General features: G+C 71.2%; 13 protein-coding genes and 2 pseudogenes. 8 read left to right on the top strand and 7 right to left on the bottom strand.

Going from position 1 to position 12,891, the window contains the following annotated elements; genetic code table 11:
• Positions 1 to 16 precede the first annotated feature (16 nt).
• Positions 17 to 1,867, top strand: coding sequence for a 3D-(3,5/4)-trihydroxycyclohexane-1,2-dione acylhydrolase (decyclizing) (iolD, locus tag ACQPYK_RS43210; RefSeq protein WP_433245310.1), 1,851 nt, complete (start codon positions 17 to 19; stop codon positions 1,865 to 1,867).
• Here iolD and ACQPYK_RS43205 read toward each other — a convergent pair.
• Positions 1,858 to 3,024, bottom strand: coding sequence for an MFS transporter (locus ACQPYK_RS43205; protein WP_433245307.1), 1,167 nt, complete (start codon positions 3,022 to 3,024; stop codon positions 1,858 to 1,860). The two genes, iolD and ACQPYK_RS43205, sit on opposite strands and share 10 nt — an antisense overlap.
• 138 nt (positions 3,025 to 3,162) lie before the next feature.
• On the opposite strand from ACQPYK_RS43205, the gene ACQPYK_RS43200 reads away from it, so the two are divergent.
• Positions 3,163 to 3,765: a DUF1707 SHOCT-like domain-containing protein gene (locus tag ACQPYK_RS43200; RefSeq protein ID WP_433245304.1), complete on the top strand. Its 603-nt coding sequence runs from the start codon at positions 3,163 to 3,165 to the stop codon at positions 3,763 to 3,765.
• A gap of 30 nt (positions 3,766 to 3,795) precedes the next feature.
• Here ACQPYK_RS43200 and glpX read toward each other — a convergent pair whose 3' ends face one another.
• Positions 3,796 to 4,830 carry a class II fructose-bisphosphatase gene (gene glpX / locus ACQPYK_RS43195; protein ID WP_433245301.1) on the bottom strand — a complete coding sequence of 345 codons (1,035 nt, stop codon included), beginning with the start codon at positions 4,828 to 4,830 and terminating at the stop codon, positions 3,796 to 3,798.
• Positions 4,831 to 4,912: 82 nt separating this feature from the next.
• On the opposite strand from glpX, the gene ACQPYK_RS43190 reads away from it, so the two are divergent.
• The 4 genes from ACQPYK_RS43190 (at position 4,913) to ACQPYK_RS43175 (ending at position 7,386) form a co-directional block, all read left to right on the top strand.
• Positions 4,913 to 5,518 (top strand): TetR/AcrR family transcriptional regulator, encoded by a 606-nt coding sequence (locus ACQPYK_RS43190; protein ID WP_433245298.1) that lies wholly within the window; start codon positions 4,913 to 4,915, stop codon positions 5,516 to 5,518.
• Between the two features lie 37 nt (positions 5,519 to 5,555).
• A complete protein-coding gene (locus ACQPYK_RS43185; protein ID WP_433245295.1) occupies positions 5,556 to 5,777 on the top strand; it encodes a hypothetical protein in 222 nt (73 codons plus the stop codon).
• A gap of 24 nt (positions 5,778 to 5,801) precedes the next feature.
• Positions 5,802 to 6,686: a sigma-70 family RNA polymerase sigma factor gene (locus tag ACQPYK_RS43180; RefSeq protein ID WP_433245292.1), complete on the top strand. Its 885-nt coding sequence runs from the start codon at positions 5,802 to 5,804 to the stop codon at positions 6,684 to 6,686.
• Between the two features lie 151 nt (positions 6,687 to 6,837).
• Positions 6,838 to 7,386, top strand: coding sequence for a DUF4245 domain-containing protein (locus tag ACQPYK_RS43175; protein WP_433245289.1), 549 nt, complete (start codon positions 6,838 to 6,840; stop codon positions 7,384 to 7,386).
• Positions 7,387 to 7,517: 131 nt separating this feature from the next.
• On the opposite strand, the gene ACQPYK_RS43170 is transcribed toward ACQPYK_RS43175, so the two are convergent.
• The 3 genes and pseudogenes from ACQPYK_RS43170 to ACQPYK_RS43160 form a co-directional block, all read right to left on the bottom strand.
• The gene (locus ACQPYK_RS43170) at positions 7,518 to 7,748 is read right to left on the bottom strand and encodes an exodeoxyribonuclease VII small subunit (protein WP_433245286.1); all 231 of its coding nucleotides are present in this window, start codon (positions 7,746 to 7,748) and stop codon (positions 7,518 to 7,520) included.
• Between the two features lie 124 nt (positions 7,749 to 7,872).
• A pseudogene (locus tag ACQPYK_RS43165) lies at positions 7,873 to 8,637 on the bottom strand (IS630 family transposase); the annotation flags it as partial.
• Between the two features lie 50 nt (positions 8,638 to 8,687).
• Positions 8,688 to 8,939 (bottom strand): annotated as a pseudogene (locus ACQPYK_RS43160) (helix-turn-helix domain-containing protein); the annotation flags it as partial.
• 42 nt (positions 8,940 to 8,981) lie between these two features.
• Between ACQPYK_RS43160 and ACQPYK_RS43155 the strand changes: the two are divergent.
• Positions 8,982 to 9,335, top strand: a complete 354-nt coding sequence (locus ACQPYK_RS43155; protein WP_433245283.1) for a hypothetical protein — start codon at positions 8,982 to 8,984, stop codon at positions 9,333 to 9,335.
• A gap of 95 nt (positions 9,336 to 9,430) precedes the next feature.
• Here ACQPYK_RS43155 and ACQPYK_RS43150 read toward each other — a convergent pair whose 3' ends face one another.
• Together ACQPYK_RS43150 and ACQPYK_RS43145 are read right to left on the bottom strand one after the other, a co-directional pair.
• Positions 9,431 to 10,663 (bottom strand): saccharopine dehydrogenase family protein, encoded by a 1,233-nt coding sequence (locus tag ACQPYK_RS43150; RefSeq protein WP_433245280.1) that lies wholly within the window; start codon positions 10,661 to 10,663, stop codon positions 9,431 to 9,433.
• 21 nt (positions 10,664 to 10,684) lie between these two features.
• Positions 10,685 to 11,695 carry an alpha/beta hydrolase family protein gene (locus ACQPYK_RS43145; RefSeq protein WP_433245277.1) on the bottom strand — a complete coding sequence of 337 codons (1,011 nt, stop codon included), beginning with the start codon at positions 11,693 to 11,695 and terminating at the stop codon, positions 10,685 to 10,687.
• 174 nt (positions 11,696 to 11,869) lie between these two features.
• On the opposite strand from ACQPYK_RS43145, the gene ACQPYK_RS43140 reads away from it, so the two are divergent.
• The gene (locus tag ACQPYK_RS43140; protein WP_433245274.1) at positions 11,870 to 12,802 is read left to right on the top strand and encodes a PaaX family transcriptional regulator C-terminal domain-containing protein; all 933 of its coding nucleotides are present in this window, start codon (positions 11,870 to 11,872) and stop codon (positions 12,800 to 12,802) included.
• Positions 12,803 to 12,891: the final 89 nt, after the last annotated feature.

Genomic DNA, 12,891 nt, shown 5'->3' with positions numbered 1-12,891 from the left:
CACGAGGAGAAGCGCGATGAAACTCACCACCGCCCAAGCCCTCGTGCGGTTCCTGGCCAACCAATGGACCGAACGCGACGGCCAGACCCACCGCCTCATCCCCGCCATCATGGGCGTCTTCGGCCACGGCAACGTCGCCGGCATCGGCCAGGCCCTGACCGAACAGGGCGCCGGCACCGCCGCCGCCCTGCCCTACTACCCCGCCCGCAACGAACAAGCCATGGTGCACACCGCGGTCGGCTACGCCCGCACCCGCCACCGCCTGGCCACCCTGGCCTGCACCACCTCCATCGGCCCCGGCGCCACCAACCTGGTCACCGGCGCCGCCCTGGCCACCATCAACCGCCTGCCGGTACTGCTGTTGCCCGGCGACACCTTCGCCACCCGCGCCGCCACCCCCGTCCTGCAAGAACTGGAAGACCCCCGCACCTACGACATCAGCGTCAACGACACCCTGCGCCCGGTCAGCCGCTACTTCGACCGCATCCACCGGCCCGAACAACTACCCGCCGCGCTTCTGGCCGCGATGCGGGTGCTGACCGATCCCGCCGAAACCGGCGCGGTCACCCTGGCGCTGCCCCAAGACGTCCAGGCCGAAGCCCACCACTGGCCCGCCGACCTGTTCGCCCGCCGCATCTGGCACGTGGCCCGCCCGGTGCCCGAACCGGCCGCGCTGAGCCGCGCCCACCGGTTGCTGCTGACCAGCCGCCGACCGCTGATCATCGCCGGCGGCGGCGTGCTGCACAGCCAGGCCGGCGCGGCCCTGGCCGCCTTCGCCGCCCGCCACCACATCCCGGTCGCCGAGACCCAGGCCGGCAAGGGCGCCCTGCCCCACCGGCACCCGTGCGCGGTCGGCGGCATCGGCCACACCGGCAGCGCCGCGGCCAACGCCCTGGCCCGCCAGGCCGACCTGGTCATCGGCATCGGCACCCGCTACAGCGACTTCACCACCGCCTCGCGCACCCTGTTCCCCGGCGCCCGCTTCCTCAACATCAACATCACCGCCTTCGACGCGGCCAAGCACGCCGGCCAGATGCTCATCGCCGACGCCCGCCAGGCCCTGGACGCCCTGAGCGGCGCCGAGCTGGACGGCTGGCGCGCCGAAGCGGACTGGAGCGCCACCGCCACCCGGCTGCGCGCCGACTGGAACCAGCACATCGATCAGGTCACCGGCGGTGACGCGCTGACCCAGCCGGTGCTGCTGGGCATCGTCGACCAGATGAGCCGGTCCGGTGACGTGGTGGTCAACGCCGCCGGCTCGATGCCCGGCGACCTGCACAAACTCTGGCGCGCCCGCGAAGCGGGCTCCTACCACGTGGAATACGGCTACTCCTGCATGGGATACGAGATCGCCGGCGGGCTCGGCGTGAAACTCGCCGCCCCCGACCGCGAGGTGTTCGTGCTGGTCGGCGACGGCTCCTACCTGATGATGGCCGGCGAGATCGTCACCGCGGTGCAAGAGGGCGTCAAACTCATCGTGATCGTGGTCGACAACCACGGCTACGCCTCCATCGGCGCCCTGTCGGAGGCGGTCGGCGCCCGCCGGCTGGGTACCGCCCACCGCGCCCGTGACGCCTCCGGTGGTCTGGACGGCCCGCTGCTGCCGGTGGATCTGGCCGCCAACGCGGCCAGCCTCGGCGCCGACGTGCTGCGCGCCCATGACCGCTCCTCGCTGCAGGCGGCCCTGACCCGGGCGCGCGCCGCGGCCCGCACCACCGTGGTGCACGTGGAGACCGTCCCCGGTCCGGCACCGGACACCACCGCCTGGTGGGACGTCCCGATCGCCGAGACATCGAACCTGGCCGAGGTCCAGGCCGCGCGCCGCCATTACGAGGACCGAAAACGCGACCAACGGCCCTACCTCTGAGCCACGAGGTCCGGCTTCGGCTGGAAACCCCTGGCCAGCGGCACGATCAGGGCCACCACGACGGCGGCGGGCACGAACGCCGCCCGCACGTCCACGGTGTCGTTGATGGTGCCGACCACGGCCGCGCCGACGAGGAAGCCGACGTAGTTGAACACGTTGACGCGCGCGATCGCCGTCTCGGCGCCGGAGCCGAGACGGCCGGCGGCCGAGAACGACTGCGGCGCGATGACGGACAGGCCGATGCCGATCAGGCCGAACGACAGGACGGCCACGAGGACGCCCGGGGCGGCGACGACGCCGAGCGTCCCCACGGCCGCGACCACCGCGCCCACGCGGACGACCGGGGCCGGGCCGTACCTGCGCACGGCGAAGTCTCCGGGGACGCGAGCCAGGAGCATGGCCGCCTGGTAGACGAGGTAGGCGAAGGGCACCAGCCAGCCGCTCGCCGACAGCGCGCCCTCCATGTACACGGTGCTGTAGTTGGAGACCGCGGCGTCGCCGACGTAGAGGAACGCCATCGCCAGGCAGAGCGGGATGATCGGCCGCCACGGCACCCTGGCCGTCGTCTGTACGGCGTGCGCCGTCTCCCGCTCCCCGGCGCGGTCGTAGAGCCGGGGAAGCATGATCACTGAGATCGCGGCGCCGATCGCCACCGGGATCGAGAACGACCACCCCAGATCCGTCCCGAGGGCGCTGAAGGCGGAGTTGAACCCGGCGCCCAGCATCGAGCCGACGCTCCACACGGCGTGGAAGCCGGTCAGCACGCTCATGCCGTAGCGGCGCTCGACCGCGACGGCCTGCATGTTCATCGCCGCGTCCACCGCCCCGACGAACAGGCCGAACACCGCGCTGAGCACGTACAGGCCGAGCAGCCGGTCGTTCCATCCGGAAAGGGCCACCACGACGCAGACGGCCACCTGGGAGATCCGCAGCACCGGGCCGCTGCCGTACTTCGCGGCCAGCGGGCCTGCCACGACGCTCCCGACACCGGCGATCACCGGCACGAGCAGCAGCACGAGGGTGAGGTCCCCGTCGCTCAGCCCGAACCTGTGCTGCAGGTCGATCACGTGGGTGAGCAGGGTGGCGAAGCAGAGGCCCTGGACGAAGAAGGCGGCCCAGGTCGCCACCCGCGCCCGCCTGTCGCGTGGGGTCGGCATGACGACCTCCGTAGAACATGAGGAGTGTTCAAGTTCCCGTCAGGTTAGGTGCGCGGCCCCCGGCGGTCAATGGCCGATCACCTGGAAGCGACGGCCTCGTCACGCCGTCACGGCCCCGACGGCGATTATCGTCGAAGGGTGGACAGTTTCCCTCCCCCGTCGATCCGTGACTCCGCCCGCTCGCCGCGCCCCGGCGACCTGCGGGCGGGAAACGCCGACCGGGAACGGGTGGCCGCCGTGCTGGCGGACGCGCTCGCCGACGGCCGGCTGAACCACGACGAGCACGAGGAGCGGGTCGAGGCGCTCTATCGAGCCCGCACGCTGGGCGAGCTCTCCGCGCTCACCGCGGACCTGCTCCCGCCCGAGGCCCAGCCGCTGCAGACCGACGTCCGTCCGGTGATGGCCTTGTTCGGCTCACAGGAGCGCGCGGGGCGCTGGGTGGTGCCCACCCGCTTCTCCGTCACCGCGATCTGTGCCAACGTCACGCTCGACCTGCGCGAGGCGCTGCTGCAGTCGGGACACGTGACGCTCCAGGTCACCGTGATGGCCGCGACTCTCACGCTGATCGTCCCCGAGGGCGTGCGGATCGAGATGCCCGCCTCCTCGATCATGGGAGGTAAGAAGAACCAGGTCCCGCCGTCGCCCGACGGCCCCGTCATCGAGATCACCGGGCTCGTCACCCTGGGCAGCGTCGTCGCCAAGTCGCCCAAGCGCCCCCGCCGCTCGTGGTTTCGCCGCTGAGCGGCGAGACCACGAGCGGCCCAGGGCCGCTCAGCTCGCGCTGTCGAAGTTGATCGCGCTGTAGGCGCGCAGCTTCCAGAGCTGGTGCTCGCTCTCGATCTTGCGGATCGTGCCGGAACGGCCGCGCATGACCAGGGAACTGGTGACGGCGTGGCCGCCGCGGTAGCGGACGCCCTGCATGAGCTCACCGTCGGTGATCCCGCTGGCCGCGAAGAACACGTCGTCGGAGCGGACCAGGTCGTCGGTGCTCAGCGTGGCGTCCAGGTCGAGACCGGCGTCCAGCGCCCGGCGGCGCTCGGCGTCGTCCTGCGGCCACAGCCTGCCCTGGATGACACCGCCCAGGCACTTGAGCGCGCAGGCCGCGATGATGCCCTCCGGGGTGCCGCCGATGCCGAGCATCAGGTCCACGCCGGTGCCCGCGCGGGCGGCCATGATCGCGCCGGCCACGTCGCCGTCGGTGATGAGCTTGATCCGCGCGCCGGCCTCCCGGACCTCCTGGATGATCTTCTCGTGGCGCGGCCGGTCGAGGATGACCACGGTCACGTCCGAGGGCTCGCCGCCCTTGGCGCGGGCCACCGCGGAGATGTTGTCGGCCACGGGCGCGTTGATGTCCACCGACGAGGCGGCCTCGGGCCCGGTGACGAGCTTGTCCATGTAGAAGACGGCCGACGGGTCGTACATCGAGCCGCGCTCGCTGACCGCGATGACCGAGATGCCGTTGGGCATGCCGAGGGCGGTGAGGCGGGTGCCGTCGATCGGGTCCACGGCCACGTCGCACTCGGCGCCGCTGCCGTCCCCGACGTGCTCGCCGTTGTAGAGCATCGGCGCGTTGTCCTTCTCACCCTCACCGATCACCACCACGCCGTTCATCGACACCGTGTTGATCAGCTGGCGCATCGCGTTCACCGCGGCGCCGTCGGCGCCGTTCTTGTCGCCGCGCCCCACCCAGCGGGCCGCGGCCATCGCGGCCGCCTCGGTGACCCTGACCAGTTCGAGAGCGAGGTTGCGATCAGGTGCGTGTGCACCCGTGGCGAGCGCGGCAGGTACGGACGTCTGATCGGACATGACGAGGAGCCCCTCTCGTGGATTACTGCAACGATCGTAGTTGCCCCCCTCTTGCCGGACGGCGGGGGATAATGTGCCCACTATGAGTAGCGACACGGAACGGCTGGTGACAGGCGTGACTGCACGGACCTCCGAGCGGGGCGCCGCCACGCGCGTCGCACTCCTCGCGGCGGCAAGGGACGTCTTCGTCACGAGCGGTTTCGCGGAGGCCGGGGTGACCGACGTGGTCGCGCGCGCGGGGGCCAGCGTCGGCAGCCTCTACCACCACTTCTCCGGCAAGGCCGACCTTTACCTGACGCTCTTCGACGAGTTCCAGACCCGGCAGACCCAGCGGACCAAGCAGGCGGTCCAGGAGGCCCGCGCCGAGGGTGAGAGCGACCCGATGCGGTTGTTCATCGCCGGCGCCCGCGCCTATCTGGAAGGGTGCCTGGCCGAGCGCGAGCTGTCGGCGCTGTTCCTGCGCGGCGACGGGCCGCCCGGGTTCGAGGTCATCATGCGCGACCGGCTGCGCCAGTGGGCCAAACGCAACGCCGCCCTGTTCGAGGGGGACGAGGGCGCGCTGGTCGTGGTCCTCACCGGCGCGCTCGCCGCCGCCGTCTCCGAGGTCGCCCTGTCCGAGGACGAGGACGCCTCCCGCGACCTCGCCGAGAACGTGCTGGCCATCATCGCGCAGATCAGGCGCCCCTGAGGGCTCTCACCCGGTCCGCGCGGCGCGCCTCGAAGCAGTGGGTGCGCGACGCCACGGGCTCGTGGCGGTGCCGGCTGAGCACCCGCACCTGGTGGCCGGCGTCGCGCAGGAGCGGCGCCACCAGCCGTCCGAGGGTCCCCGTACCGCGGTGACCAGGATGGACGACGGCATGGCCGCTCCGAACTCGTTCCGCTCCGGGAGCCGGACTCCCGGTCACATCCACTCGATTCCGCGGGTCTACTGTTACGACCCCGCATGAGGCATGAGGAAGGAATGTGACACGGTGGACGAGCGCGAATGGCTGGCCGAGCGTTTCGAGGAGCACCGGCCTCATCTACGGGCGGTGGCCTACCGGATGCTCGGCTCGGCGAGCGAGGCCGACGACGCCGTGCAGGACACCTGGCTGCGCCTGAGCCGTACCGACGCCGACGGCGTGGAGAACCTGGGCGCGTGGCTGACCACGGTGGTGGGGCGCGTATGCCTGAACGTGCTGCGCTCGCGCGAACGGCGCCGTGAGGATCCCGTCGAGGCGCACACGCCCGACCCGATCGCCGGTCCCGCGTCCGGGGCCGACCCCGAGCACGAAGCGGTGCTGGCCGACTCGGTCGGGCTGGCGCTGCTGGTGGTGCTCGAAACGCTGTCGCCCACCGAGCGGCTCGCGTTCGTGCTGCACGACATGTTCGCCGTGCCGTTCGAGGAGATCGCTGTGATGATCGATCGGACCCCGGCCACGGCCAGGCAACTGGCGAGCCGCGCCCGCCGCCGGGTGCGGGGACAGGCCCCGGCTCCCGACCCCGACCTCACCCGCCAACGCCGGGTCGTCGAGGCCTTCCTGGCCGCCGCCCGCGACGGCGACTTCGACGCGCTGGTCGCCGTGCTCGACCCCGACGTGGTGCTGCGCGCCGACCCGGCGGTCGGCCCCACCCCCGTACCCGTCGTGCTCCGCGGTGTCCACGCCGTGGCCGGCGGCGCGTCCGCCGCCGCCGAACGGGTCCGGTTCACCCAGCCGGCGCTGGTCAACGGAGCGGTCGGACTCGTGATGGCCCCTCGCGGAAAGCTCTTCCTGGTCCTCGGCTTCACGATCACCGATGACAAGATCACCGAGATCGACATCATCGCCGACTCCGATCGCCTCCGCGACCTCGAACTCGCCGTTCTGGACGCCTGACACGACCCCTCCACCCGGCGCCGTGACCGACCATCCAAGCGCCGGCCCCGCGGAACCCGGCCCGGCGGGCCTGCTCCGGCATCCGCCGGGGCCGGTCCGTCACCGGGCCCTGAGACCGGACCGCACCACGGAGCGACTAGTCTCGACAGTCGTGGAACGGTTCACTCAGGGTTTCTACGGCTACGCGGTCGCGATGCTGGTCTGCTTCGCCGGCGTCGGCGTTTTCCTGCTGGTCACACCGCAGAGCAGGACCGAACACCTGCCCAAGGTCAACTATTCGATCGACGTGGCCAACATGCGCCGCGCCGCGCCCTACCAGGTGTGGTCACCGGAGCCGGTGCCCGCCGACTGGGTTCCGACGAGTTCCCGGATGACCCAGGACAAGGGCGCGGTGACCTGGAAGCTCGGCTTCGCCACCGCCAAGGGCGCCAAACCGACGCGCTCCCACGCGATGCTCGCCCAGAGCGACGAGAAGCCCGCCGCCGAGTTCGCCAACCGGATGGCCAACACCAGCGAGGTCACCGGCAGCATCCCGATCGACGGCGTGATCTGGGAGCAGCGCGTCCGCAAGGACAAGGATCAGCGCTCCCTCGTCCGGTTCCTGCCCGACGCCACCGTCGTCATCACCGGCACCGCCCAGTGGGACGAGCTGTCCACCCTGGCCCGTTCCATCAGGCAGCAGGTGAAAACGGCGCCCTAGCGGTTCCCGCCGGACGCCCTCGCCGTACGGAGAACGTGTCGAGCGAGGTTTCCGGGAAACGGGCCGGAGTCCGGGCGCCCTCGCCGTACGGAGGGTGGCCTCCGTGAGCGGTGGCGAGGACGTCCGATCGGTCAGAAGGGGGCGTCGCCGGCGGGATCGGGCTGCCGGCGTTGCGTCATGGCGGCGGCGAGTTTCACCCTGGCGCCCTGGAGCCATTCCTCACACAGCGCCGCGAGTTTCTCGCCACGTTCCCACAGCTCGATCGACTGCTCCAGCGTGAGCCCGCCCGCCTCCAGGCGGCGGACCACCTCGGTCAGCTCCTCGCGTGCCTGCTCGTACGATGGTGTCTTCTCATCGGCCACGCTCTCACCCTAGTGGTCGCGCCCGTTAATTCGTCGGGGTTCATCCGGCCAGCGGGTGCGGTGCGTGTCGGTCGTGCTGCCTGATGCGTGCCAGGAGGCGGTTGAGGTCGGTACGGGTGAACTTTCAGTCGAAGGGCCTGGCTGTGGCGTTGTAGTGGTTGTCGAAGGCGAGGATCTGGGCGGCGAGCTCATCGAGGTCCTCAAAGTCGTCGGGGGTGAGGAGCTTGCGCTGGATGACGGAGAAGTAGACCTCGATCTGGTTGAGCCAGGAGGCGTGGACGGGCAGATGGACCATCTGGGCGTTCGGGTAGGCGTCGCCGAGCCGGGCTGCCGCCGCCCAGTTCCGGTGCGAGGAGCCGTTGTCCACGACCCAAAAGACCCGCCTGGCCGAGGCGTACGGCTCGCTCTGCATCACCTGGTCCCCGAGCGCGGTGAACGGCCTGATGCCGGTAGTCGGCTCGCACCGGCCCATGACCCGGGCGCGGTGGACGTCGTAGGCGGCCAGGTAGGCAAGGGTGCCGAGGCGGTGGTACTCGCTCTCGATCCGCGCCGCCCGCCCCGGCCCCGGCGGGAGCGGGAGGTGGATGCGCATGCGGGCCTGGACGCCGGGCTTCTCGTCGGCGCTGAGCACGTACTCGTCCTCGCCGAGCGGCTCCCCTTCCCATTCCCGCTGGTAGAGGTCCAGGACGCGGGATGCCTTGAGGGCGAAGTACGGGTCACGGGGAAAGATCCACGACCGGTGCTGCCAGGGCTTCAGGGCGTCGTCGGCGAGCCGGCGGCGCACGGTGGACGCCGACGGCGCGGGAGCGATGCCGCTGGCTGCCGCATGGCGGGCCAGCTCGGGGCAGGTCCATCGGGCCAGGGGAGTTCCACTCGAGGTGGGCATCTCGCACGCGAGGGCCTGACCCCGGCCACGATGCGGGCGGAGAAGACGCGCGGCCTGCCGGGGCGCGGTGCGTCGGCCAGTCCCTCGATGCCCTGTTCACAGTACCGGCGCCGCCATTTGCGGGCCGTGTCCTGGCAGATGTTCAGCCGCTCCGCGATCATCCGGTTCACCGTGCCCGCCGCGGCGAGCAGCACGATCTGTGATCGCAGTACCAGGCGAAACGGCGCTGAGCCGCGCCGGGACAGGGACTCCAGCTCAGCGCGCTCAGCGGCGCCAAGGCATATGACATAGGGACTGGAAGGCATGCGCTCCATGGTGCAGCCGGGCGGGTAGGGCACGATGGCCGTATGGCAAGGCCACCTGAGTCGACCATGACCTCGCTACGCCAGCGCCTGGCGGCCAGGGCACGCGAGCGTTGGCCTCAGCTCGCCGGCATCACCGTCCGCTACCACGGCGAGTTCGCCTACGTCGCCGGCCGGCTCCCCGACGGCACCACCCTGCCGCTCTGCCGGCTCCACTACGCCGGCTCCGCCGCCAGCTGGGGCTTTGCCATCTACCGCGCCAGCCACGACGACTACGAGAAGTCCGTCCTGCCTACCGGCTACCCGGCCGGCACCCCGCAGGAAGCCCTCGACTGCGCCTGCGGCCTCTACCTCGGCGACACTACGGCCTGGCTCGACCCGCCACCCCCGACGAATTAACGGGCGCGACCACTAGTGTGACGTCGCCGTCCTGGACCTTTCCCGCGCCCGTGGCCGCACCGCGCCCGCCGTGCTCCGCCCGCGGCGGAACCCTCTCAACGGGACGGAGCCTGTTCGATGACGACCCCGTCCGGAGGGGCGTCAGGGCTGGCCGGTCCTGCCGGGTCGTGGATGTGGCGGGCGAGGTCGCGGAAGAAGCGGTCGGGGTCGATGAGGGTTTCGGGTGGGTGCACGCCCGGCCGGGAGGCGGTGCCGTCGAGGAACTGGGCGAGGCCGAGCGCCAGCGGGATTCCGGTGGCTTCGGCCATGTCGTTCATCAGTTCCTCGCCGGTGCCGGCCAGGTGGGCGAGGACGGTGACGGCCTGGCCGTCGCGTCGGCCGGTGGCCGCGGCGAAGAAGGGCGGCAGTGACTTGGGGGGCTTGAACTTGAAGGCGTGCATGACGGCGAGCAGGGCGCGACGGGTGGAGGGCTTGGCCAGGTCGGCCGCGGCTGTTTCGTTGGTCAGCCGGCCGTCGTCGATGTCCTGGCGGAGCAGGTCGAGGTAGGCGACCGTGCCCGGGGTGATGACCATGAGGTTGGCGGCGTCGCCGGTGATGCGGTAGCTGCTGTGGAGGGTGACCGGTTCGGGGTGGCCGACGACGTAGGCGGTGCCGGCGCGCCCTCCGGGCAGGGCCAGGGTGACCGGGAGCAGGGGCGGTCGCCGGACCAGTTCGCCGGCCTGGACGATCGCCACGCTGCCGCTGATCTGTTGCATCCAGTGCACGGTGGCGGCGCTGGGCCGCCCGTCCGGGCCGAGCGGCAACTCCTCCTCGTTCTGCTTGCCTGCGGTGCCGGAGACGTCCACCGGCCAGGCGGTATAGAGGTCTTCGACGGTGTCCAGGCCGCGTACCGCGCGGGCGGCGAGCAGGTTGCTGACTCCGGGGCTGGCTCCCATCCCCACCACGGCGCACACTCCGGCCGCCTGGGCGGCGTCGTGGAGTTCGAGCATGTGCAGGGTGGGCTCCCAGTCGTCGCAGATGTCCAGGTAGTGGGTTCGGGTGCCGATGGCGGCGCGCAGCACGGTCAGGCCGAACCGGTAGTAGGGGCCGACGGTGTTGAGGACCACGTCGGCTGAGGCGAGCGCGTCGCGCAGGGCGGTGCCGTCGGTGACGTCGACCTGCTGGGGGCGCATGGACACGCCGGTGCCGGCGAGTGCGTGGACGAGTTTCCGCGCCGCGGTGAGGTCGCGGTCGGCGACGACGATCTCCTGTACGCCGGGTAGCCCGGCTGCCACGCGGACAGCGACCGCTCCCATCGCTCCGGGGCCACCGAGGGCCAGGATCTTCATTCGGCGCACTCTCCGTCCCGGTCACATCCCATTTCCGACCTTCTCCAGGAACCGGCGCTGGTCGGCCAGGAAGCTCGCGGTGTACACCGAACGCGGCGCGAACGTCGCGACGACGGCGAGCTTGAGCTGCGAGTCCATGAGTTCCTTGGGAACCATTCCATGGGTGGCGTCGGGGTAGTGCTTCACCTGGAGCCGGCCCGGTTCGGGCATGAGCTCGCGGTAGACGGTCTCGGTGTCGGTCACGTCGACGTTGATGTCATGTCCGGCCAGGGCCAGCAGCACCGGGGCGCGCATCGCGGTGAGGTCCTTCTCGGCATCGGAGGTGTAGTTCTTGACGACGAACCGCCAGCGGTCGGCGGTGAGGCCCTGCGCATCGCCACCGAGGGCCGCCCGGTACTCCTCGAAGGTCTTGGTCGTGCGGAGCCGGCGCAGGCGTTCGTCCCGCCTGGCCATCTCGGTCCGGATCTGCGACGGTGTGGCGTGCTGCTCGCGCAGCTCGGCCAGCGTATTGAAGCGGCCCTGCCGCAGCCAGTTGACGGCCGGGGAGACAGCGATCACGAACCGCAGGTCGGGCATGCGAGCCGCGACCTTCGGCATCACCCAACCGGCCTGGCTGGCCCCCCACAGCCCGATCCGGTGGCCGTCGACGCCGGGCCGGGACTTCGCCCACGCGATGGCGGACATGGTCTCGCGCGCCCGGTCGTCCATGCTCTGGTCCAGCCAGTTGCCCGGCGTCCCTCCCACACCGGGCTTGTTCCACGACAGGGAGGCGTAACCGGCCTGGGCGAACGCCTCCCACACCGGCCGGTAGAACGTGTCGTGGGTGGCGTCGATCGGTCCGTCGCCGTGCACGAACACCACCAGCCCGAACGGCCCGCGGCCCGTCGTCGGCCAGGCCAGCACCCCCTTCAGCGGCTGTGCTCCGCCGGTGATGGTCACCTCCTCCTCGCGGATGTCGTATTCGTTCTGGTAGACGACCACGGCCCCGAGCCCGGCGGCCGACAACAGCAGGGCCAGCACCGATTTCAGCACCCACCCGCGTCGACGGCGCCGCGTCCTGACGGGCCGTGGGGGTGGGGATGGTTCAGGATTCATCACGGCTCTCCACTGCTTTGAACAACCTGTAAACTATCGTTTCTCTACGATCGTAATACAGATGAGCGATATGGAGGCGTGGATGAGATGGGAACGCGACGGGAGACAGCGATGAACGACCCGCGACACGACAGCGTGGGCATATCCACCCGGGCACTGGTGGAGGGCATGGTCCGCGAGGACGGCACGGTCGACGGCGGCGAGCTGTACGCGGTGGCCGCGGCCCTGGGGATGACCGACCAGCAGGTGCGTCTGTGCATCAACCGGCTCATCACGGAGGGGCAGTTCACTCGCGAAGGCCGAGGACGGCGGGTCCTGCTGCGGGCGACCGCCGACACCCGCCGATCAATCGAGCCGAACATCGAATTCGTGCGATTCATGTATGAGCAGGACCGGGGGCGGGCGCCCTGGGATCGGACATGGCGTCTGGTCGCCTTCGCCGTCCCCGAGGCGGCCAGACCCGCCCGCGACGCGCTGCGCGACGCCATCGTGCGGCTCGGCGGAGCGCCTCTGCACGGCGGCCTGTACGTCTGCGCCAACGACTGGGAGGGCCTCGTCGAGGCCGAAGCCGACCGGCTCGGCGTCCTCGACTGCGTCACCTTCATGACCAGCGGCGACCTGCGCATCGGCGGAGAGCGGGAGCCACGCGCGCTGGCCGCCCGCCTGTGGCCGCTGGAGGAGATCGCCAAGGCCCACGCACGGCTCGCCGACGTCGCCCGATCCCGCCTGGACCGGCTTCGGGCCTCCGACGCGTTGAGCCCGACCGAGCTCCTCACCATCACGATCGAACTCGCTGCGGAGTTCACCCGCGCCGTGGAGACCGACCCGCTGCTGCCACCCGAACTGCTTCCCCGGCCCTGGTCCGGCACGCGAGCCCGGGCCCTGCTGGCCCAGTGCTGGTCACGGCTGCTGGAGCAGGAGGGGCAGCCCCGGCCGCCGCGACTGTTCCGGCTCTACGCCGACGTCGTCCGCGAGGTGGCGGGAGCCTTCGGCGACGAGGACACCGCCGTCCCGGCCCCCGCCGCGTACGGGCGTACCCCGTAGAACCATTGACATTCAGGACGGGGGTCCCGGGCGATCCCGCTTCCCGTCCCGGCGCCCATGACCACGAAGGACACGAGCATGCAGCCGTA

The sequence above is a fragment of the Streptosporangium sp. CA-135522 genome (genome assembly GCF_050949235.1).
Classification (GTDB): Bacteria; Actinomycetota; Actinomycetes; order Streptosporangiales; family Streptosporangiaceae; genus Streptosporangium.
The sequence above is the reverse complement of the archived record's forward strand: the minus strand, read 5'-3'. Positions and strand labels throughout refer to the sequence as shown.